The sequence below is a fragment of the Anabaena sp. CCY 0017 genome, from assembly GCF_963920885.1.
In the GTDB taxonomy this organism is placed as follows: Bacteria; Cyanobacteriota; Cyanobacteriia; order Cyanobacteriales; family Nostocaceae; genus Nodularia.
The window spans coordinates 26,920-49,986 of the sequence record NZ_CAWUDG010000004.1; the positions used below are offsets into that span (position 1 = coordinate 26,920).

20 protein-coding genes and 2 pseudogenes are annotated in these 23,067 nt (G+C 39.6%); 10 read left to right on the plus strand and 12 right to left on the minus strand.

All coding sequences use genetic code 11. The annotated features are described in order from the left end of the window. Positions 1-361: 361 nt before the first annotated feature. Entirely contained in the window at positions 362-811 is a 450-nt protein-coding gene (locus tag ACM0OW_RS06450; protein ID WP_414549211.1) for a PIN domain-containing protein, read from the plus strand. A 232-nt stretch (positions 812-1,043) separates the two neighbouring features. On the opposite strand, the gene ACM0OW_RS06455 is transcribed toward ACM0OW_RS06450, so the two are convergent. Beyond that, positions 1,044-1,343, minus strand: a complete 300-nt coding sequence (locus ACM0OW_RS06455; RefSeq protein WP_414549212.1) for a hypothetical protein — start codon at positions 1,341-1,343, stop codon at positions 1,044-1,046. A gap of 181 nt (positions 1,344-1,524) precedes the next feature. Here ACM0OW_RS06455 and ACM0OW_RS06460 point away from each other — a divergent pair, with 181 nt between their 5' ends. From ACM0OW_RS06460 to ACM0OW_RS06485, 6 genes are all read left to right on the plus strand, one after another. After that, positions 1,525-1,761 carry a hypothetical protein gene (locus ACM0OW_RS06460; protein WP_414549213.1) on the plus strand — a complete coding sequence of 79 codons (237 nt, stop codon included), beginning with the start codon at positions 1,525-1,527 and terminating at the stop codon, positions 1,759-1,761. 77 nt (positions 1,762-1,838) lie between these two features. Beyond that, a complete protein-coding gene (locus ACM0OW_RS06465) occupies positions 1,839-2,105 on the plus strand; it encodes a hypothetical protein (protein ID WP_414549214.1) in 267 nt (88 codons plus the stop codon). Positions 2,106-2,374: 269 nt separating this feature from the next. Then, positions 2,375-2,572, plus strand: a complete 198-nt coding sequence (locus ACM0OW_RS06470) for a hypothetical protein (RefSeq protein WP_414549215.1) — start codon at positions 2,375-2,377, stop codon at positions 2,570-2,572. A 130-nt stretch (positions 2,573-2,702) separates the two neighbouring features. Next, a complete protein-coding gene (locus ACM0OW_RS06475) occupies positions 2,703-4,658 on the plus strand; it encodes an alpha-amylase family glycosyl hydrolase (RefSeq protein WP_414549216.1) in 1,956 nt (651 codons plus the stop codon). Between the two features lie 724 nt (positions 4,659-5,382). Then, a complete protein-coding gene (locus ACM0OW_RS06480) occupies positions 5,383-6,219 on the plus strand; it encodes an alpha/beta fold hydrolase (RefSeq protein ID WP_414549479.1) in 837 nt (278 codons plus the stop codon). A gap of 29 nt (positions 6,220-6,248) precedes the next feature. Next, the gene (locus ACM0OW_RS06485) at positions 6,249-7,475 is read left to right on the plus strand and encodes a 4-Cys prefix domain-containing protein (protein ID WP_414549217.1); all 1,227 of its coding nucleotides are present in this window, start codon (positions 6,249-6,251) and stop codon (positions 7,473-7,475) included. Between the two features lie 98 nt (positions 7,476-7,573). Here ACM0OW_RS06485 and ACM0OW_RS06490 read toward each other — a convergent pair whose 3' ends face one another. The 3 genes from ACM0OW_RS06490 to ACM0OW_RS06500 are packed head-to-tail and all read right to left on the minus strand — an operon-like array spanning position 7,574 to position 13,018. Next, positions 7,574-10,294: a PAS domain-containing protein gene (locus tag ACM0OW_RS06490; protein ID WP_414549218.1), complete on the minus strand. Its 2,721-nt coding sequence runs from the start codon at positions 10,292-10,294 to the stop codon at positions 7,574-7,576. 2 nt (positions 10,295-10,296) lie between these two features. Then, positions 10,297-10,752 (minus strand): response regulator, encoded by a 456-nt coding sequence (locus ACM0OW_RS06495; protein ID WP_414549219.1) that lies wholly within the window; start codon positions 10,750-10,752, stop codon positions 10,297-10,299. A 4-nt stretch (positions 10,753-10,756) separates the two neighbouring features. Further along, positions 10,757-13,018 carry an ATP-binding protein gene (locus ACM0OW_RS06500; protein WP_414549220.1) on the minus strand — a complete coding sequence of 754 codons (2,262 nt, stop codon included), beginning with the start codon at positions 13,016-13,018 and terminating at the stop codon, positions 10,757-10,759. 646 nt (positions 13,019-13,664) lie between these two features. Here ACM0OW_RS06500 and ACM0OW_RS06505 point away from each other — a divergent pair. Then, positions 13,665-14,099, plus strand: a complete 435-nt coding sequence (locus ACM0OW_RS06505; protein WP_414549221.1) for a response regulator — start codon at positions 13,665-13,667, stop codon at positions 14,097-14,099. Here ACM0OW_RS06505 and ACM0OW_RS06510 read toward each other — a convergent pair. Together ACM0OW_RS06510 and ACM0OW_RS06515 are read right to left on the minus strand one after the other, a co-directional pair. After that, positions 14,089-14,595, minus strand: a pseudogene (locus ACM0OW_RS06510) (cation diffusion facilitator family transporter); the annotation flags it as partial. The gene ACM0OW_RS06505 and the pseudogene ACM0OW_RS06510 sit on opposite strands and share 11 nt — an antisense overlap. Positions 14,596-14,634: 39 nt before the next feature. Continuing rightward, positions 14,635-15,756, minus strand: a pseudogene (locus ACM0OW_RS06515) (RNA-guided endonuclease InsQ/TnpB family protein); the annotation flags it as partial. A gap of 415 nt (positions 15,757-16,171) precedes the next feature. Here ACM0OW_RS06515 and ACM0OW_RS06520 point away from each other — a divergent pair. Continuing rightward, complete coding sequence (locus tag ACM0OW_RS06520) at positions 16,172-16,525, plus strand: hypothetical protein (protein WP_414549222.1); 354 nt, start codon at positions 16,172-16,174, stop codon at positions 16,523-16,525. 295 nt (positions 16,526-16,820) lie between these two features. On the opposite strand, the gene ACM0OW_RS06525 is transcribed toward ACM0OW_RS06520, so the two are convergent. The 3 genes from ACM0OW_RS06525 to ACM0OW_RS06535 form a co-directional block, all read right to left on the minus strand. Further along, positions 16,821-17,066: a DUF4327 family protein gene (locus ACM0OW_RS06525; protein ID WP_089090143.1), complete on the minus strand. Its 246-nt coding sequence runs from the start codon at positions 17,064-17,066 to the stop codon at positions 16,821-16,823. Between the two features lie 1,134 nt (positions 17,067-18,200). After that, a complete protein-coding gene (gene rbfA / locus ACM0OW_RS06530; RefSeq protein WP_414549223.1) occupies positions 18,201-18,605 on the minus strand; it encodes a 30S ribosome-binding factor RbfA in 405 nt (134 codons plus the stop codon). A 103-nt stretch (positions 18,606-18,708) separates the two neighbouring features. Further along, positions 18,709-18,915, minus strand: a complete 207-nt coding sequence (locus tag ACM0OW_RS06535; RefSeq protein ID WP_414549224.1) for a DUF751 family protein — start codon at positions 18,913-18,915, stop codon at positions 18,709-18,711. 248 nt (positions 18,916-19,163) lie between these two features. On the opposite strand from ACM0OW_RS06535, the gene ACM0OW_RS06540 reads away from it, so the two are divergent. Further along, positions 19,164-19,997, plus strand: a complete 834-nt coding sequence (locus tag ACM0OW_RS06540) for a DNA adenine methylase (protein WP_414549225.1) — start codon at positions 19,164-19,166, stop codon at positions 19,995-19,997. Here the strand turns inward: ACM0OW_RS06540 and ACM0OW_RS06545 are convergent. The 3 genes from ACM0OW_RS06545 to ACM0OW_RS06555 form a co-directional block, all read right to left on the minus strand. After that, on the minus strand, positions 19,994-20,470 hold the full coding sequence (locus tag ACM0OW_RS06545; RefSeq protein ID WP_414549226.1) for a PD-(D/E)XK nuclease superfamily protein: 477 nt from the start codon (positions 20,468-20,470) through the stop codon (positions 19,994-19,996). The genes ACM0OW_RS06540 and ACM0OW_RS06545 overlap by 4 nt on opposite strands. Before the next feature lie 285 nt (positions 20,471-20,755). After that, positions 20,756-21,976, minus strand: coding sequence for a HetZ-related protein (locus tag ACM0OW_RS06550; RefSeq protein WP_414549227.1), 1,221 nt, complete (start codon positions 21,974-21,976; stop codon positions 20,756-20,758). Positions 21,977-22,343: 367 nt separating this feature from the next. Continuing rightward, positions 22,344-22,994, minus strand: a complete 651-nt coding sequence (locus tag ACM0OW_RS06555; RefSeq protein ID WP_414549228.1) for an L-threonylcarbamoyladenylate synthase — start codon at positions 22,992-22,994, stop codon at positions 22,344-22,346. Positions 22,995-23,067: the final 73 nt, after the last annotated feature.

Below are 23,067 nucleotides of genomic sequence, written 5' to 3' on the forward strand. Positions count from 1 at the left end.
TCAGGGCGCAAGGCCTTGCGCCCCTACCACGTGGTCTATTTACCTGAAAATAGCAATGACTAGTCTGCCTTGCGTGATGATATGACGGCCTGTGTCTATTGATCCACAATCTATATATTTACTTAAATTTTGCATCTTATCTGAAATCCGACTTGTTCAGCTTGTATTTAATTATGTCCATACCCAATTGAGATAGCTAAAGCACGTTCATACTTGCATCTTACGTTTTTTCAATTCCCCGTGTTACTGGTTCAATTGTCAAAAAGTAAGTATCGCAAACTCTCAGTATCAGGGATGCAAATTAAATGCGTATCAGCTGCTTTCTGACGCTATCGTTATCAGACTAAAAAGGGGATTTCAAGTGATCAGAATTTTATTAGATGCTGATGTAATATTGGAAGCTTTGATAAATCGCCAAGAATTTACAGAAGATATTAGAGAATTATTAGACAACGTACACCCATTGATCCAGATGTACATCACAGATGTAGGCTGGCAAAAAATTTATACCTATGCCAGATGCTTAAAGAATAGAAATATTGCTGAAATAGTAGTATATTGGTTGCAAGCGAAGATAGAAGTTTGCGAGGTTGACCACATCATTCTCCAAAAAGCACGCTTATTACCCCTAAAAGATTTTGAATCTGCTGTAGAGTTATCCTGTGCCAGCTATTGGCAACTAAATGCAATTGTCACCCATCACCCAGAAGATTTTGCCGTGTCTACAAATAAGTTGGGCGTTTGGTCGATAGCAGAATTGCACTTACGTGCCAACCTAGAAGATCAGTTTCAGGAAACTATATCTAGTTAATTTCTAGGAATCCGGCTTGAACTTTCATATTTTTGCAAAAACCAAATCGGATTCCATAAAACGTGTACGAAAAGTTACAAGACCTGTGGTCTGAAAAAATTTTAAAGAATTAATACCAAAGTTCCTATAGCTACTAATAAATTTCCTAAAACAATTTTCCAACTCAAAGATTCACCAAGAAAAATCACAGAGAACAATAAAACTAATAGTTGCTAATTATATAGACAAATATCTATTTAACTAGTTTGTAAGTTTTTACCCTTACTGGAGAAACTACAATCCCCTTTATCCCTTCTGCGAAAGCATTAGGGATTGCTTTTCTTAAGATGTTCAAACTACCATTTACATCAGCGTTGATTAAAAACCCATTAGCCGATCTATAAAGTCCGCGTTTTATGCGTTTACCACTAAAAGAATGTTTAACACCTTTTGTGTAAACAGGTATATCATCCTGATCTAGAAAGCTAGACTTTGAAGTATAGCTTTCTTCTTGAATTATTGTATTTGAACCACATCTGTCGTCAGGGAGCAAGGCCTTGCTCCCCTACCGCGTGGTATATTTACCTAAAAATACCTGTAAATAGTTAATTTTCGCCTTTAATCCACGTTTGAAGCATCTCCAATTGTGTTGATTAATTAATCTTGACATAAAAACCAAGCACAAATGGATAAACTGTGTGATTATAAAGAAAAGCTTAAGAAAGGCAAGAATCATGATCACAGCTAAAATGATGCAACAAATTTGGGCTATCATTGAATCTACTCAAGTCAGTACCTTGCTCCAGTTTGACGATGCTTCCTTAATACAACTACTCCTTCAGAAGTTTAAGTCTCAGCAAGTGCTTGACATACATACAGATAGCAGCATCAATACTTACATCGAATCTAAACTGCCCTTAATTCGTGACACTGCTGAAGGACGGCTATCCTTCGGAGAAGGCAATCAATAGGAAAATAAACTAAATAATTACATAGAATTAACATATATGGTCAATTATTTTCTCATTATTTAAGTCTTAAAAAATATATGAATCACTGGCTAGGAATTGCCCTGGTAGCTTATCTAATTGGAGCAACAATTGAAGGGGTGAGTACAGTCAGTCAGCTATCTCGTTCATTTCAAGAGCTAGTTCAAGACACACAAGACGAATCATCGAAATCAAATATTCCGCCTGGCTCAAATTGGCAAATTTTGACCACTATTGCCTCGGTAAGTATCTGTGGAGCTTTCTGCTGGCCCTGCCGATTGTTCCATCGTTCCATTAAAGGGTGCGTTTCATCTAAAAAATTGTAGATTATAATCATCTGTTGAGTAAGCTGTTACTCAGCTAAATTTAATAAATAGCATTACCTTTATTTTTAATTTTGCGCTCCCATTTAATAATCAGGCCTCCTTCATTCAGTAATTTCTGTAATAATTCTTCCAACTGTAATAGAAGGAACAATAGATTGACACTCTCGGTGTCTTTAGACCGGAGAGTGTCAATACCACATTGAGATTTTGCACAAGTGTATTAGTATTCGGTTAAAACAACAAAATATAGATATATAGCAACCGCCAAGGTGGTTAGGACATTGTTGATTGCCCAAAGCCTTGATGTAGGGGCGGGTTTATTAAAATTATTATTGGTAATTGAACATATCTGTCATAGCTTGCGTGGCGTAGCCATACCCGCCCCTAATTGGTTTTTACTCAGAATTCAGCACTTTGCTATAGCTGCTAGTTTGATTTATGGTATTGATGATGCTGCAATGATGTAAGTCGGAGTCAGGTTGGACGCAAGAAAACTACTACTACGCCTTCTGTTGGGCAAGAAGCCTACTGTGTAAGCGTTGGCGTTCACGTAGCAGTATGCTTGTAGGTAGTTCACTGTAATTTAAGATAAATACGATGTACGAACAAATTTCTCACTCACTGTTAAATTCAATACTGGATGATTTAAAGCCGGAAATTCGTCGGCAAGATTTGCGGCATTTTTATACCCGTCTTGGGGCAAACTTTTACGCTATTCATTCGCTATTTTTTACGCTGTACGGACATCGTGATGATTTTGAACTGCAAATGTTACGGCTAGTTGAAACAATGGCGAAAGGCTATATTGATCGCTCTCCAGAGTTAGAGCGGTTGGATATTCAACGTGAGCAAGACCACAATTGGTTTTTGTCGCAAAAATGGGTAGGGATGGCCCTTTATTCCAACGGTTTTGCAGAAAACCTGGCAGATTTAGAAAACAAAATCGGATATTTTCAAGAGCTAGGCATCAATATGGTACATATTATGCCGATTTTGATGTGTCCTAATGGTCAAAGTGATGGGGGGTATGCCATCAGTGATTTTAGACAAATTGACGAGCGCGTTGGTAGTTTAGAAGATATTCGCCAAATTGCTCAGGAGTTCAGAAAGCGTGAGATTTTGTTGACTCTAGATATTGTGCTTAACCATACTTCTGACGAACATGAATGGGCGCAAAAAGCGAAGATGGGCGATCGCAGTTTTCAAGATTACTATTATATTTTTGAAAACCGAGAAATCCCTGATATGTTTGAGCAAAGTATGCCAGAAGTTTTCCCAGAAACAGATCCGGGCAATTTTACTTGGGATGCTGAGATGGAAAAATGGGTGATGACGGTTTTCCATAATTATCAATGGGATTTAAATTACAGCAATCCCAGAGTTTTTATTGAAATGCTCGACATTATTCTGTTTTGGGCAAATCAAGGTGTGGATATTCTCCGGCTTGATGCAGTTGCTTTTTTATGGAAAAAGATCGGTAGTTCTTGCCAAAACGAGCGCTATGCACATTTAATTTTGCAGTTAATGAAAGATTGTTGTCAAGTGACTGCACCGGGTGTGTTGTTTATCGCTGAAGCGATTGTTGCCCCTGTAGAAGTAATTAAGTATTTCGGCGAGGATGCGATCGCTGCCAAAGAATGTGAGATTGCTTATAATGCTACTTTAATGGCTTTAATATGGGATGGAATCGCCACTAAAAACACTAAGCTACTCTATCAAGGCATCAAAAGTTTGCCTAATAAATTAGAACGTGCTACTTGGTTAAACTATGTGCGTTGTCATGATGACATTGGTTTGGGTTTTGACGATAGTGATATTCACTTAGCGGGTTATGAACCGAGAGCGCATAGAAAATTTTTAGTTGATTACTTAAGCGGTCAGTTTGATGGATCTTCATCTAGGGGAATGGTTTTCATGCCTAATGAAGCTACGGGAGATGCGCGTATTTGTGGTTCACTAGCTTCTTTGGTGGGATTAGAATCTGCGCTAGAAACTGCTGATGAGGGTTTGATTGCCCTGGCAATTAACAGAATTTTATTAATGCACGCAATTATTCTATCTTTTGGCGGCATCCCTCTCATTTATAATGGCGATGCGATCGCTGTACTTAATGATTACAGCTATATTGATGACCTAAGCAAAAGTAATGACAATCGCTGGGTACACCGCCCTAAAATTAATTGGGAAAAAGCCGACTTACGCAAAAAACAAGGTACATTAGAATACACAGTATTTAACGCTACAAAAAAATTGATTGCCATCCGTAAAGAAATTTCTGCATTTGCTGATTTTAATAACCGCGAATTGGTACACCTAGAGAATGAACATTTGCTATGTTTTGTTCGTTTCAATCATCAACGCCCATCAGAAAAAGTGCTGGTCATCGCCAACTTTGATGTAAATCCGCAAGACTTGCATTTGGAGTCACTTAGAACTATGGGTTTCAATATTTATAGTAATTTTGTTGATTTATATAGTGGTATGAAACCAGAGCAATGTGATAGTCGCATTACTTTACAAGGATATCAATTTTATTGGCTCACAGAGACATAAAAAGCTGCAATATCTCCGCAGCTGATTGCATTACCTTGGTGATCGCATCAGTATTAGTTTGCCTTGCCTGACAACATTTCGGCAGCTATGAGGTACAAGCAGTAATAATTAAACGCAGATGGACGCAGATAAACGCAGATAAACGCAGATAATTGTGTACTTTATTAGACCAAGAAATGCTATATACCCGCCCCTACTTAAAATGTTGGCTTTAGGTGTTTAAGTCCCCATGAAAAACTGTTTATTATGGGTGACTTGGCGGACATGATTTTATTTAAAATAATAAAACTAATCTAAATAAACTCGTGAGCAGGTTTGTAAGTAACATTGTTTACGGTATTTAGACGCATGAATAAAGTATTAGTAAATTAAGTCGCAACAATTAAGATTTAGGAGATAATTTTGAATAAAGATTTATTAGCTTTTCTAGCTAGTATAATTTTTAGTGTTGTCATGGTGATTTTAATTAAAAGGCTCAATCTCCCTGCCTTTGTTACTCTCAGCATTGCTATTTATACAAGTTACACTCTGATGTTTTTTGTAACGTTACATAATTATATTTCCAAATATAGAAAGTTTAAATAAATTTGTGATTCAGTGTCTGAATTAGAGAATTTGCCTCAGCATTCATCTGTGTTAATCTGTGCTTAATTCGCTTTTCTGTGTATCTATTCTAGACAGAAGTGCTATAAACCTAATAATTATCTTGTAAATAGTCATGACGATGCCTTTACGTCAAACGTTATCAAAACCTGATATCGAACTTTCCTATTTAGAGTGGAAGCAAGCTGGAGAACCTTTACTGTTGTTACACGGTTTAGCTGATAACGCCTTCGTCTGGTCTGAGTTGGGAAATGACCTAGCCGCAGACTATCACATAGTTGCGCCAGATATGCGTGGTCATGGTGAAAGCAGCAAGCCAGAAGATGATTATACCTTTGATAGTGCGATCGCTGACCTGGAAGCTCTCATGGATCATCTGGGATGGTCTTCTGCACACGTTGTCAGTCACTCCTGGACGGGAAAACTAGCCGCTATCTGGGCGAGAAAAAATCCCGCACGTTTACGCAGTATGGTATTGGTTGACCCGATTTTTATCTGGAAAATGCCCAGCTTATTGCGGTTAACTTTCCCTCTGTTATACCGTTACTTATCTTTCCTCAAAGGTATGGGGCCTTTTGCGAGTTATGCAGAAGCCGAAGCCCAAGCACGTGAGTTAAAGCAATATCAGGGATGGACAACGTTACAACAGCAAGTATTTCAAGCTGGAATTGAACAAAAACCTGATGGGAGTTGGGGTAGTAAATTTACTATAGCAGCGCGCGATCGCATTTTTGAAGACGTGATGTGTGTACCGGGTTTTATTGACCCTGTGGATACTCCGGCGCTGTTCGTCCAGCCAGAACAAGGGCTTAACCGTCAAGATTGGCAAATCAAACCTTACAAAACTCACCTCAAAAATTTCCGCCTCTGCCAAGTTCCTGGCAATCATTGGCCATTTTTGACTCAACCTGAAGCATTTAACCGGACTATAGCAGCATTCTTAGCAGAATGTAAATAAAACAAGTCTGACTTTGACTTCATTTCATCATGAGCCTTTGTATTAATCCAGTTTGTCCTCAACCCCATCACCCAGATAATCAAGACCGTTTTTGTCAAAGTTGTGGTTCCCCATTGGAATTGTTAGGACGTTATCGGGTGATAACTCTTTTGAGTGATACAACTGGCTTTAGCAAAGTCTATGCAGCAGATGAACAAAATACACCAAAAATCCTCAAGGTACTGAATGAAGAGCTATCAAAAGACGCTCAAGCAGTAGAACTTTTTTGCCAAGAAGCATCACTTTTAGAAACGCTGAATCGTCCAGAGATTCCCAAATTTGCAGGTTATTTTCAGTATCAAAATAGAAATGGTTTGGTTCTGCACTGCATTGTCATGGAAAAAATTGACCAGCCGCACTTGCATACGTGGCTACAGCAGCAAAATCGTTTGACTTCCCCAGCAGAGTCTGTAAACTGGTTAAAACAATTTATCCCAGCAAATGTGGTAAATAGGTCTAAAACTAATATGACTTTACCAGCATCAGCAAAGCATTCCGAACAAGTCCCGTTAATTGCTTTATTTACAGCCTTGTTAGTGTCTTTAGGTTTACTCAGTTTAACTGCTTTAGCCACACGTTCACCCCAGTTTGCAACTTTGGCAACATCAGCACAATCACCACAAAGAAAAGGGACGGTTGATTACTTTCCTTATGAACAAGGGATGGATAGTCAAGGTAAAGTTGCTAAATTTAATATAGCTGTCTTATCAGTTGATTATAAATGGCTACCTGGGAGTAATTTTCAAGTTCAATATAATGATCAAATTATTAGTCTTGATGTTTTAAAGTTAAAATTAGAACAGGCTGGTATACAGCAAATCATGGAAGAACCTAGTGAAATTATTTCTGTAGGTGTGGCAACTTGTGGCGGGAACACAGCAGTTCAACAACGCAAAGCTTTAGAACGCGCTCAAGAAGTTGAACGTTTAGCAAAAAGTTTATTTAGCAATACACCTAGTGTTCAAAGCTATCGGTTATTAAATCTTGGTCAATTTCAAGCAAGTAATTGTCAGGAAAATCAGGATTTAACTAGATACCAAAGAAGTGTAATTATTATTGGTGTAAAACCAGAATCAGAAGGTGTTGTTATCGATGAAGCTTTACGGGATAGATTAGAAAATCAACCTTTTGCTGATTTTAAATTAGAGAATTATTCTTTGGGATCTGTGAAAGATTTTATCTCTATACCTAATAAATCAGTGAACAGTGAACAGTGAACAGTTAACTGTTAAGTAGGTCAACGACGATATAGATCCCCAACTTCTTTTAAAAGTCGGGGATCTGGATATTACGTTTTTTAAGTGTGAGCTACTTATCATGCCGATATAGTAGGTTTTTCGCTTGAACAAGGTAATTTGATGGTAAAAGTCGCCCCTAGTCCTTCGCCTCGGCTATGGGCTTGAATAGTACCTCCGTGTAATTCTACTAAATGACGCGCGATCGCTAAACCCAAACCTAAACCACTGTGTTTGGCAGTACAATCAGCCTGACGATATCTTTCAAACACATGGGGCATAAATTCCGGTTTGATACCCAGACCTGTGTCACTCACTTGGATGAGAATTAAAGAATCATCACTTTTTCTCAGTCGCACTTCCACTCGTCCCCCGGATGGGGTGAATTTAATGGCGTTGGAGAGTAAATTACCCAAAACTTGTAGCAAACGGTTGGTATCACCGATAATGCGGGGAATGGATTCATCAATGATAGATTCTAAATGAATCCCCTTAGCATTAGCAGGCGGGTAAGCAGTTTCTACAGATGCTTTGACAATATTCACCAGGCTAACTGGGCGGACTTCTAGCTGCAACTGACCCCGGAGAATGCGGGACATATTTAACAAATCTTCTAGGAGTTTTGCCTGAGATTGAGCATTGCGTTCAATGGTTTCTAGGGCGTTGGTAACGGTATCTGCATCTAGTTCACGAGTCCGCAGTAATTTTGCCCAACCCAGAATTGCATTGAGTGGCGATCGCAAATCATGAGATACCATAGCTACAAACTCATCTTTAGTTTGGTTAGCTTTTTCGGCGGCGCTGCGTGCTGATTGTTCTAGCTGCAACAATTTATCCCGTTCGGCTTCTAATTGCTTGCGATGGTCTATATCAGTACTGGTGCCAAACCACTTAATAATTTCTCCTTGCTCATTCTTAATCGGCACACCCCTGGCTAAATGCCAACAATAGCTACCGTCAAATCTTCTATAGCGCATTTCCTGTTCATAGGGTTCTCCTGTCTGCAAGGCATTCATCCATGCCTGAATAGCTATTTGAATATCATCAGGATGTATAACTTTTGTCCAGCCCACCCCCATCGCCGCCGCTACTGGTTGCCCGGTGAACTCACACCATCGTTGATTCACATGATCATATTCACCTTTAATATTGCAAATCCAGACAAGTTGTGGTATTTCATTGGATAAATAACGGTAACGTTCCTCGCTTTCGCGCAAAGCTATTTCAGCACGTTTGCGTTTGCTAATGTCTGTCACACTGCCGACCGTTCGCACTGCTTGACCATGAGCATCTCGAACAATTATGCCCTGATCTAATACATCTCGATATTGTTGGTCTTGATGACGCATCCTATACTCAATGGCATAGTAATTTTTACTTACAAAAAAATCTGTTAATTGATTTTCCAAACGCTCTCTATCTTCGGGATGAACCTTCTCTAACCACCATTCAGCGCTGGGGTCAGTTGCTTCTAAGGAATAGCCCAAAATCCGGGTTAACCCCTCAGTTCTGCTCACAGTATTATTTTTAATATTTCGATCATAAATTAGACAATTAACGGCTGCGGCTGCTAGTTGAAAACGCTCGTTACTTAAACTTAGCTGTTCCTCTGCTTGCTTCCGCGCCGTAATATCAAAAGCTGTACCGACAATTTGACGAGGTGAACCGTCAATATTCCTATTAAAAACAGTGTCACGACTAAAAAACCACAACCATTCACCATTGGCGTGTTGCATCCGATATTCAAATTCTAAAATTTCGCCATTCTCAGATGCATTAATAAATTGCAGATGTTCAAGAAATCGCCCCCAATCTTCAGGATGCATTAAAGATGGTAGAAAATCACTTTTCATACCTTGCATTTCTTGGGAAGTATAACCAAGTAGATTAATCACCTGACTATTGGTATAGACGTTATGCTGTTCTCGCAAATCATAAACGTACAAAATTCCTGGGGTGGTATCAGCAATACGTTCAATGAACTGCTGACTCTCTCGTAACTTGGCTTCTGCCCATTTTTTTTCGGTGACATCTCGCCAAGCCGCAACAAAGCCATCCTCCATTTTAGTGATGCGAATATCAATAACTCTGGCTGATTTCTGTTTACTATTTAAAGAAGTATAAACGAGTGATTCTTTAACTAAAGGCGTACCCGTGGCTACAACTTGACAACATTCATCAAAAAAGCCATTCTCTCGCATATTCAGCAGAATTTTGCACAGATGATATTCGCCCTGTTTTCCGAAATTTATCTGGCTAAACTCAGTAGCTGCGGCGTTCATATAATCAACCCGAAACTGGAGTATTTCGCCCGTCTGATCCCGCACGGCTGAAAAAATGCCGAAACAATCCAGCATATTCTCCACGGAGGTGCGGAAACGTTCCTCACTGCGTTGCAACTCTTGACTGAGTTGAACATTTTTAATTGTTGAGTGAATAGTTGAGCGCAAATACTCACCAGTGGTTTGTCCCTTAACTAAATAATCTTGCACACCGCTTTTCATTGCCTGTACTGCTACAGTTTCGTTACCACAACCAGTTAACATAATTACTGCTGGGATGGTTTTTTGTGATTGCTGTTTTAATTCCGCCATAAATTCCAAACCGTCCAAGTCTGGCAGTAAGAAATCTAATAAAATAACATCAGGCTGAAACTGCTGACATAATATCAACGCTCCTTCTCCAGATTCTTCTTCGAGAATCGTATAAGTATATTCTTGGTCTTGTAGCAGATAACGACGATAAGCCTGGCGGTCTTCAGGACAATCATCGACAATTAAAACAGTTAGCGGTTGCGCCATAACTAGTTGTTAACAGCATCAGGGAGGATTACAATATCTAACCAATAAGTAATGAAACTTTGAATAGTCTCAACCAATCTATTAATATCAATTGGTTTCAACATATAACTAGCAACGCAATATTGGTAACATATTTCAATATCTTTAGGATTGGATGAAGTGGTAAAGACAACTACAGGGATATATCTCAACTCTTTATCCTGCTTGATTTGTTCTAAAACTTCTCGGCCATCAGTTCCGGGTAAATTTAAATCGAGCAAAATAATTGCCGGACGAGGAGAGTTTTGACTATTACTGTAAGTTCCCGTATGGTAAAGAAAGTCTAACGCCTCCTCGCCATCGCTACAGCGAAATATAGGATTGGCAACAGATTCTTTGTCCATGATTCGAGTTAAGGCTTCAAAGTCTTCATCACTATCTTCAATTACTAGTAAAGGTCGGGAAAAATCACCAATCATGGGTTTAGTCAACTCCCTGTAATGTGAAATAAAAGGTACTACCTTCGCCTTGGGTGGAATCTACCCAAATTTTACCGCCATGTCGTTCTACTATTTTTTTGGCAATAGTCAACCCCGCCCCAGTCCCGCCACCATATTTGCTGGGGCCGTGGAGTCGTTTGAAAATCCGAAAAATTACCTCAAAATGCTTATCTCGAATGCCAATACCATTATCTCGCACGTAAAATGTGATTGGTAATGGCGACTCTTCTATATAACCAATTTCAATGAATTTCTCGGCTTTATCGTTGTATTTAATGGAGTTAGCAATCAAATTATTAAAGACCTCACCAACTTGGATGCGATCGCAATACACTGTTGGTAGCGGTCGAGGAATTTGAATATCTACGTTCATCTCCTCAATGCGGGCGCTCAATAAGTCTAAACTGCGATGCACGATACTATTCAAGTCGGTTGGCTGCATGGAAAGGTCTACTCTGCCCAAACGAGAAAAATGCAGCAACGAATCGATTAAATCTTCCATGCGCTGGGTCAGACGAATCAATGTTTTTAATTTTTTCTTCCCTTCTTCATTGATAGTCTCAGCGTAATCTTCCATTAAGAAGTTAGAGTAATTGTGAATACCGCGCAGTGGTTCTTTTAAATCATGAGAAGCAATATAGGCAAAGGCATCTAATTCGTGATTACTGCGTTCTAATTCAATATTCAACTGTGCCAATTCATCTGCTTTCCGCAGTACCACGCCAATAATTGCACTTCTCAATTCCAGTGCTGCATTTACTTCATAAGATTTCCAGGGAACCGATTTTAATAGGACTGTTTCTTTCCATAAATCAAAAGATTTGCGGGGTGATAGGTGGATACTGCCATTTTCTTTCACTTCTACCGGTTTATTCGGATTACCGCCCCAATTTACAGTTTGGACTACCTCTGGGCGAAACCACAAAACATAGTTTTTTTGGCTTTTGGAAATGGAAAGTGCCATCAAACCGCTAGCAACATTCCGTAATTTTTCGGCTTCTGGGTAAACTTCAACTAGAGAATCAGTGTAGAAAATATCTTCATTTTGGTGCTGATTTATCCATTCCACTAAATCTTCAAGATCCTTTTGTTGAGGAGTTTTACCAACTGTGAAAAAATTACCATTAAAACAGACGGCAGCACCTTCAGAATTCACCAGATTGAGGAGATTTGGCTGGTTATTAATTAAACCGTCAATGAAGTTATTTTCTAATGACATATACTCCACTAACTTGGAGTGGTTCGATTTTACCTGTATCTTAGATTCCACATCTTCACTATCTTCTTTAGCCGCCATTTCTAAAGATGTCATCTGCCCCAAAAATTCACAAGCATTCCGAATTTCGTAGGGAATATATTTAGGTGATTGATGATGACAAGCAATTAGTCCCCACAGCTTGCCATTTTTCATAATGGAAATTGACATCGATGCCGTCACGCCCATATTGTGCATATACTCAACGTGTAAAGGCGAGACACTGCGTAAAACTGAGCGACTTAAATCTAAAGGTTCGTCAGTCACAGGATTATTGGTTGGCACAATGGCTACAGGCTGATAGTCACTATTTGGTATCAGTCTGAGCCAGTTTTCGCTGTAGAGTTTTCTGGCTTGTGTGGGAATGTCAGAAGCTGGATAACGCAACCCTAAATAAGCTGTCAGATATTCTGGCTTTTCCTCAGCAATAACTGTTCCATGCCAATTTTCATCAAATCGATAGAGCATAACTCTATCAAAACCAGTAATTTGTTTGACTTCTTTGACAATAATCTGACTAATTTCTGCTAAAGTAGATGCAGATTGTAACTTTGTCATTGCTATTTTCACTAAATGGTAAAACTTGAAAAAAGAATTACCTTTATCTAAATTTGTCGGTTCTAATTCTAAAATTAAACATCCATCAGAACGGTGAACAATCCCATCAAACTGCACAGGCTGATTATTGCCATGTTTTATGGTTAATTCAATGGGATTAACAATTAATAAATCGTCTTGATTTAAAGAATCTTTGAGTAAATTAATTTGGTCTAATTCAACAAAATCGCTGAGGTTTTTATTTAGTAATTCTTCGGCTGGCAAACCAAATAAATTGAATGTATTATCACTAACTTGTAGAATGGTTAAATCTGGTTCTTGGAGCGCAAAAAGAACTCCATGAGGCTGAATAGAGCCAGGAATATGAATTGGCTCTTTATTACAGTTGCTGAGGTCAATTGGTATAGGGATGGTAATATCGTTAGTACTCACGTTTGAAACCTGGTGATTACAAGTTGTTTGGAAACATCTTCTAAGTAAGTAGGCACTAATAAAATAACAAAATGTAAATTGTCTAAAACCCTTGGGACTGCTTAACTCCGTGTTGCTCCGTCCAGCCCTTTGGCTATAGCTACGCCTAACGCAATGACAAAGTGATAAATTTTTTTCGCGCCCACCTACTTAATATTTTCCCATAGCAGTCTAGTTAAATTTATTAAATACCCTTAATAATTAAATAGTTTCATTCCTAGCATAACTATAGTACAGAGATAATGATGGAGTTGATACTAAAGAGTTCTGACTGCCTGGATTGGCTGTTCACAATTCATTTAAAATTGCTGTATTTTCGCGTAAATCCTTGTTTATAATTGTGTAAACAAAATCTAAATAACATTAACTAATATTACGTTTTCATAAAAAAATTGATGTATCAAGTTTTATGTATCATAAGTAACTAAAACTTTTAGGCAAAACTGCTAGTGAGCGAGTATCTACTGAAGCTAAGTTTTTTGGTGGACTTGATCATCCGAAATCTAAAATAATTGTTTGACGCGATCGCAGTACAATTGCCAATGGCATGGTGTGTAGAAAAAACACAAGCAATCAGTTACAAATAATTATTACTTTGCCAACACTAATGACAGAAATTATTCCAGCGTCTCTGGCTCTTGCTGGCTTCAGGATTCTCGTAGTGGATGATGATGAGGATAGCCGCGTTTATATTACTACTGTGTTAGCAGCCGATGGTGCCAATGTGACAACAGTTGAGTCAGCCGCCGCCGCATTGGAAGTTTTACCTGAGTTGCAGCCAGATGTCTGTATCTGTGATATTGCTATGCCTATGGAAGATGGCTACAGCTTCATCCGGAAAGTTCGGGCGTTAACAAAAGACAAAGGTGGACAAATTCCCGCAGTGGCTTTAACAGCCTATACTGATACTGAGCATCGTCTCCAGGCTTTAGAGGCTGGCTTTCAGATTCATGTCGCTAAACCAGTTGATCCCGAAGAATTAGTGATAACAATTGCAAATTTGGTCAGTTTGGTGAATAGCAATCACGCTTTTAAAAGCTAATCTGCTCGGACTGGTATGTTGGCGGTTCGAGATGAATTAAAATCCTCACGGGACTAAAACGTTCTTCTAGTTGGCTTTCTACCGCTTCGGTAATGCGGTGGGCGGTTTCCACATCTGGTGCATCGACGATTAAGTGCATTTCTATGAAGACTTGGCGACCGAGAACACCCCTTGAAGCGATTTGATGACAATTAATTACTCCTGGAACAGCAGTAACAATTGTTTGAATTTTTTCTGGTGCGATGGGCAAAGCCCCGCCTTCGGCGATCGCCATTTGGTCTACCAGCCAAGGTAAATTGGTTTTGACAACTGATATACCAGTCCAAAATACTAACAAAGCCACAGGAAAAGCTAACACCACATCCAGCCATTGATAACCTAGCCAAACCCCAATCAAACCGCCAATTACAGTTATAGTTACCCAAACATCACTCATGGTATGTGCAGCATCAGCAATCAAAATTGGGCTACCCACACGCTTACCTACACGACGTTCTTGACACTCCCCGGCGTGAACGCACGGGGATTCTTGGATCTAAGACATAACTTGCTCATGCAGGTTTTCACCAACATGAGTAGAGGTTTCATCTCCCCAAGCGTTGCTTGCGCTTGCACTGAGCCGAGCCGAAGTGTCTAGCGCAAAGGTTCCGGTATGCCCTACCGTACCCAACCCTCGACTAAGGATTATCCTAGCTGCGTTTTCATCCCTATCCATCACACAGCCACATTTACAAACGTGTGTCCTAGTGGATAGTGTTTTCTTGACAATTTCACCACAGCTAGAGCATTCCTGGCTACTGTATTGCGGGTTAACCGCAACCGTGACGCGTTTAAATACCTTGCCAAAATATTCAATCCAGACACGGAACTGATACCAAGATGCGTCATTAATAGACTTAGCAAAACAATGATTTTTCACCAGATTTTTAATCCTCAAATCTATGCGCTACGCGCACGCTACGCGAACATAGGCTATCAAGTCGTTAGACTGAACTACGCACCGTGCTAACTTCACAGCATGGTCTTTACGTTGCCTACTTATTTTGAGGTGGCGTTTTCCTAAAACAAGTCTTGCCTTGCCTCTATTTTTTGAACCTTTTACCTTTCTGGAAACTCGACGTTGTGAGCGCTTGAGAACTTTTTCACCAACACGAAGAAACTTAGGGTTTTCAACCATCGTTCCATCAGAATCAGTGTAGTATTCTTTCAGCCCAACGTCTAACCCAACTGTATTACCCGTAGGTTCTATGTTCTGGGAACGGTTTACATCAATGCAAAACTGAACATACACGCCATCCGCACGTTTTACCAATCTCACCCGTTTAATTTGGTTGATTTGGTAGAAGTGCAAATCACGAGTACCTTTAAGTTTTAATCGCCCAATACCTTTTTTATCGGTGAAAGTTATTGATTTACGGTCATCGGCAATCCGCCATCCTGACGTTTTGTACTCAACCGAACGACAATCTTTCTGGAATTGAGGATATCCCTTTAATCCTGGAATACCCTTTTTGCAGTTGTCATAAAACCTAGAGATAGAAGACCAAGCTCGTTCAGCAGAAGCTTGACGAGCCATTGAGTTAAGTTCATTAGCAAAGGGAAAGTTCGCCGCAAGTACAGCGCAATATTTCTGCAAGTCGTTTTTGCCCGTGCCTTGACTACTAATGTAAAACTTAAAACTCAGATTAAGTGTGTCAAAGTCTTACGAAGTAAGGATTATATATCTCTATAGGCTCTATTTTTTTAATAGTTTAGTGACATAATTTTCAATTATAGGAATGGTGGGTTACACTCTTGCTTTAGCGGAGCCATACCCACCCTACAGCGTTTGAGTAATTAATTTTTTGGTGTTAACTAACAGCCGATTATTATCATTAATAGTAGTAATTTTCGGGAGTAACTTTTTTAGTCCACCATGTCAAAATTTGCGGAATGACTAGAAAAAACTCTGCGGTAAACACCACAATTACAGGTATTTTCAAGTAGGGGCGCAAGTCCTTGCGCCCCTACGACAGATGTAAATTACCTATTCCGGTAAAATAGGTAAATCAATCAGTCTTTATAAATAACTTATGTCTTCAACTCCTCTCACACTGAATCTGCTTGAAGGTTCTGTCTCCTTCAATTTTTCACCCCAGGCAGCACGGGAATTGAAGGCAGCAACAGATCAATTAATGGAACGCCTCAAAGCTGTCGCTGCTAAACCCACTCCCGGCGGCGGTAAAGTGACTCCTCAGCCTCCGGTGGAGTATCGCTACACTGGTGATGTATTTCTAGAAGTTTTTTGTAATCCTAATATTTGGCCTACTCCCTTCGCTGCTAAAGTCCTGCTGACTGTTCGCGATCTCAATATTCGCTTAACTACAGAAGCCGAACTGACGCGAATTATTGAAGATATTAACCAGTATCTAGAACAAGTAGGTTGAAAAAACTACCGGGGCAGCTTAATATGTTAAGCTACCCCGATCAGTTACTCTATATTCAGTTACTCAAGTTATCACTGCGAGTCTAGACAATAATTGCCTCAACGCCTTTATAACTTGAAAAATTCTATAAATTCAGATTTTAATGCTTCTGCGTTCATGGAAACACTAAAGATTCTGGATGGGGAAATATACATCAAAACTAGAGATTAGCCCTCGAATCAAGCATTTACTTGCTTGCTGTCAAATATAGACATCCAAAATAGACTCCCAATCCAAAATCTGAATCACATACTGATTAGTCGTTTTCCCATTGTTCCCGGCCAATCAAATCGCCAATGCGATCGCGTAGTAAAAAGTCACACTTCTCTAATTCACATTCAACACAAACCCACTCTCTAGCTGGGATATATTGGCAGAGAGTATATATTGGCTGTTGGCGACTGACCATTCCCCTTTCCACCAGTCGTCGTGCTTCATCTTGGATGACATCCAAAGAGTAGTAAGAGTAGTAGTTGATAGAAGGCACCGTATTCACACTCATGGTTTTGACTCACAAAGTTTACAAGTAGATAGTGTTCCCATTAAATGCTGGGAACAAACATGACAACGATTACACTTGTGGCTAGGGTTTTGTAGTTTGCTATACGGAACTGATTTTATTTTGACGCTATACACCTTCAAATTATCTAAAGAAATGTTACGATTGTCAACAAATCCTGACTTTAATGAAAAATGTACTGGAATTTGTGATCTGAGCGTAATTAACTTAACTTGCGGGGAAGATGATTTGATTTATCTTCAATATATCTCAAGTTCTTGCTGCTGTTAATTTTAACCATAATCTGGTTGGCGGAATTATATCACAGAGTGGACTGCTAATGTACACAATAATCACATAGAAGCCTAGCTGAGGTATTCTGGGATTTAGTTATGGCTATTTTCAGCAGGAAAGTGGCGATCAACTCTCACAAAATATGAGGTGTGATTATATCAGAAAAACTCCATAATGTGACATCTGTGAATAATTGCTTAAGAAAACAGACAATTTTACTTGTAAATTACAGCACCCACGATAAATGGTTTATGTCGGTAAACACTTGTCATAAAATATAATTCTTTGCCCTTATAGTCAGGTTATAGCGTAGTATTTGCTGTAAAGCCCTGCTCCCTCTTCTTCAAAGACTCAAGTAATCAACAATGTTTTAACCTCCTTGGTGGTTGCCATAACAGTATTTAGGTCAAAGCAGTACTAATTTGAGTCATAACTTAGCGTGAAATAATCATCACCATGATTAGACTGCTCATTTGTAACCAAAGGCTACGTAAATAGTCAGTGAGAGGATGAGAGATTTTGCCTGAAATCATCATTGATGCGAGTCATAAATTTATCAAGCCATGAAATATTTGATTTTGTTGTGAACTCCTAACTTGCGGATCAAAACTTTTTGCTACGAGACGCTGTGTGAAGAGGCCGTGGTGGGTATTAGCGGTTTTTAGCGGGGGTGCTTTTTTCGTTCCTCTTTCTTGCAAAAGAATGTCCCGCGCTCTATTTATCACTAACAACTCTTTACATTTCGTTATAGTCACATTAAAACAGACGTGATATTATCCCGTCTGTAAACTCCGTAGCGAATTCACTAGGGGTTAATTGTTCCAAAGTGACATTGTTAATCAGTTACAATTCATCATCGGTAATATTGTCGTCCATTGTCAGACTATCAGGCGATCGCTGATTCTCAAGTTTGTTCAATAGCGACAGCACCTTATTACCCTCTTCTATGGAATCATCTGCGATAAAAATCACTTCTGGGGTGCGACGCAGCCTGACTCGTGAACCAAGTTCGCTACGGACAAAACCCGTGGCTGACTTTAAGCCTGCCATTGTTTCTGTCTTGGCTTCTTCTGTACCATAAATACTGACGTAGACTTTGGCGTGTTGGAGATCACCCGAAACATCTACATAAGTAACACTGACCATTCCAGTACCCACACGATCATCCTTAATCCCGTGGAGTAGCATTTGGCTAACTTCCCGTTTAATCAACTCAGCAACGCGGGAAATGCGGCGATTAGTAGCCATAAATTTTTGCCTCCTCACAGAGGTTGTACGACATAAATAATATATAAATTGGGCAGAACCGAGCTTGACGCATTCAACGCCCATAGCTGCTGCCTAGAGTAGCTTAAACTGCACTCAAGCCCAGCATAGCCCGGACGGTCAGACTCACAAAAACTAAAGTCCCCACAAAGAAACCCAACAGAGCGATCATGGTGACAGGGCGTTTTAGCAGTGGCATTAATGGCTCAATCGAGTTGAGGAACACCCCCAAGAGGATTGTAATGAAGTAGCGGGGGTAGCGAAAGACGTTATCCCAAAATCCGTCAAACATTTGAATATAGACTGCCTTGTTATACAATTACATTTGCTTTGATTCTATACGATTGTAATCTATGCAGCCAAAAAATTACTAATATCATCTAAAACTGACAGCGACGGAATTTAAATATGCCTCTTCGGTGAACCTTTGTCGAGACGTTGTATACAACCTCTCTAGATTATTGCTCGGAAATGTCTAATATGCTTTGTCCGCTATATTTGTTATATTTAGTAGCTGAGTTTTAGTTCAACCGTAAATAAATGGTAGGTCAAATCCCCAAAGAAACTTGCCCACGTCCCTTTTTAAAGTGGGCTGGGGGAAAAAGTCGGTTAATTCCACAATATAAAACCCATTTTCCCAAACAATATAAAACTTACTATGAGCCATTTTTAGGTGGTGGAGCTATTTTTTTCCATCTCCATCCTCCAGCCGCCATATTAACTGATATTAATGCCGAACTGATTACTACTTATCGTTGTGTGAGAGATCAGATTGAGGAATTAATTAACCTGTTAAAAGAACATCAAAAACGGCATAATAAAGACTATTATTATGATGTCAGAGCTTATCTTGGTGGTAGTAATTTAGAAAAAGCGGCTCGGTTTATTTATCTGAATAAAACTTGTTTTAATGGACTTTATCGAGTTAATTCCCAAGGTAAATTTAATGTGCCGTTAGGGAGATATAAAAATCCTAATATTTGCTCTGAAGATGTCCTCCGCGCCGCTTCAGCCGGACTTTTGGCAGCGAAAATTAAACAAGCAGATTTTACAGATGTCTTAAATCATGCAACTAGCAGCGATGATTTTGTTTTTTTAGATCCACCGTATCATCCTATAAGTAATACTAGCTATTTCACAGGTTATAATGGAACTTCTTTTCTTGAGGAAGACCAAGAACGCTTGAGAGATACTTGTGCAGAATTGGCTAGACGTGGGGTAAAAGTTATGGTATGTAATTCTGATTGTGAACTAGTGAGAAAACTTTACAATCAAATTAATTTTAAAATTTATCCTATAGCAGCATCCCGTTCTATTAATTGTAATATCAAAAACCGGGGGATGATTTACGAATTATTAATTACATCATATTAAAGATTTTTATTTGTCCAGGCGATAAATCTATCTAAAGTTTGTACAGCTAATAAATTATTGTTAGCTGTCACTTGATGTCTAAGCCATTGAATTGCGCCTGTTCTCATGCCTTCACCGCCAATAACTACTATCGTTGGTGCTGGGTAAATGTTTTGAATGTTCAGATTCAAATAGGGAAACTTTTCATCAACTGAACCACCACTTTCTTGCCATTTACATTCAATAATTAATCCTGATGGCATGACAGGTATTCCGACTACATAAAAATCGACTTTCAGGATAGTTTGATAAATTCCTGCACCGATACTAACTTGTTTGGCATAGCGTTTTTTTAATAAATTAGCAGTTAATAAAAAATCTTTGCTGACATGATTTCCTACCTGGAAATAACTATGTCCAATTAATATACTTTCGACATTTGTTTCTAAAATCCTACCTGCCTGATTTGCCCGTCCACCTTGAGTTAGAGCCATTCTCAACCTTTTGCCAAAACTCTCATTTCTTCTATGATTCCACGGAACTGGTAAGAAATGCTCGGTTACTTAAAATGAATTCCTAATTTTTTCAATACCAGATCAGAGAAACGCGATAAATCACCATCTTTACAGAAAATATATTCCTGTATTTTCCCACATATAGAAAAGAATTATCGCTGATCAACTGCGTAAATCGATCACGGATGTAGCGGCTATTTTTCGATTTAGCCCTGTCTTCCTTGTTTGGACACGATTCGACGCGCCTCTGATGAAGATTCAGTTTTAACCTGCTTGAACGTCATGATGACCATTACGGATATCCCATGCGACTTCTAGCATTTGAGTCCAGCGTTTTTGGAGCTGTTTAGGTGTGCATTTTATAGTTTTAGCGATCGCCTGATCACTTTGTCGGCTAACTTTCAACTGCAAAATTCTTTGCTGCTCAGGAGATAATACACTCACAAAGGTTTCCCACTGTTGAGAAGTTAAACCCAACTTTTGTTCTAAACCCGCACCTAACCATTGATGAACCAATTGCCAATGGTGATTTTTAGCAAATTTTTCGACGTGGTATTTAAAACGCTGTTGCAAATAATCGCGCTGGCGGCTAGTTAAACCGAGAATTTGGTCAATTTCTGGGGCTGAGAGGTCTTGTAATTTCAGCGTCAGGTAGTCCACACAATCAGATTGACCTTGAGAATCCAAATATTTTGCCAATTCCGCAATCACGCGATCGCGTTCCGACTCCTCCGAAGGATCGAAATTAGTTTGGGCAACCATCTGTGAGCGGATTTGCTGCACCGCCGAGTTACGCTGGTAAGATTCTGCTTCTTCACTCTTAGCCGATTCCACCGCCATTTCAATATCCACAGTAGTTTCCTGCGGCTGACGACGGGCAAAACCTTGAGCGCGGAGAATAATCAATTGCTGATTATTGCCACCAGGTAAATTAATCCGGCGTTTGGCATACTGCTCTGTAAAGGCAATATATTCTGCCAATTCTAATTGAGTCCGGGGCTGATAATCATCTGCAAGTTCATTTTCCCGCCGAAAAGCTTTAATAGCTTCGATGTAGAAAGCTTGGAGAAAATCTTCAATCAGACTGTAACGAGCATTAAATCCCAACTCCGAACCAGCAATAGTCACATGGCGGTAAACCATAGCACCTAAAGTGCTATGTAATTCCACTCTTCCCCGTCTAGAACCCAGTTGGTAGTAATGCAGGCACTTTTGCAGACGATGTTTCGCTAAATTAACTTGCCATGACTCGATTTCGCCAGATTGTTGGATGCGGGAACTTTTATCACATATTCTTTTAACTTCTGTAGCTATACGCTGTGATACGGCTTGTACACACTCAGATGTCGCCTTAACTTGAGATCGCATTTCTTGATATAGCAGTTGTCTCAAGCTATTGTGATTGTCCGCTAGCAATTCTTCCGGCGAAACATTGCAGAAAAAAGCGGATTGAGAAATTGGTAGATTTGCAAGATTGGCTTTCATGACTTTTCTTTGAGTGTGGTATTGCACCGTAACTACAACGCAGACACAGCGAATCAGGCCAGCCTTGGCTGGAGAAGTATTTAGCATTCTCAAAACCCACTGCAAGCACTGCTCATATATTAAGACTGTAAGCAATTAAAAAAGTTACAGGGAAAGTAGTGTGTCGCTTTTTGTACAAGCAACCTCATTGAGTATGACACATAGATATCTGCCACGCCTTAAAAGTGGTGAAAAGACTTGTTCTATCCACATTGATCGCCATTCTGTTTTATCACATCCAGATGTTGTTAAGTATGACGATCTCAAAACTGGAGCCTTTTGCGGAAATTTCTCCGAAAATCAAGGAGATGCCTGTGAAGTGTGTTTCTTATACCCACGCTGCTGCTGCTTCCCAACCTAAACCCTGCCTTGTGATCATTGGTTCGTCTCCCGTCAAGTCCAAAATCGTAGACACCTCATAAGTCGGTTCCTCACCAGTGTCTATAATGACATCTACTAAGTTATCCCAACGATCAAACAGCTCCACCCGTGATAGTCTAGATTCTAAATCTAGCTCGAATGCTTCATCATCTGGTGGTAGATGTGCCGAAGTTGAAATAATCGGATTTTCCAACGCTGCTAGCAATGCCAAGCATACCGGATGGTCTGGTACACGAATCCCAGTAGTTTTTCGCTTGGGACTTTGTACTAGTCTTGGCACTAACTTCGTAGCAGGCAGTAAAAACGTGTAAGTCCCTGGTATCAAGCGCTTCATAATCCGATAAGCTGTATCACTGACAGAGGCATAAGTTGCCACATTGGATAGAGAGGGACACAGAAATGTCAGTGGTTTATCATTGGCTAACTGTTTAATTTGCCGCACCCTTTCTACTGCCGACTTGGCATTTAAATCACAACCAATAGCATAAACTGTGTCTGTAGGGTAGAGCATAACTGCGCCACTGGAGAGCGCTGACTTTATTTCCTCTATACGGCGAGTTTGGGGATTATCAGGATGGATAACGAAAATTTTTGCCATAGCAAGTTCTAAATGAGAGGTGGGAAACTGTGGATTTCAGGGAAAATATAAAATTCCTTGTTACACATATTTT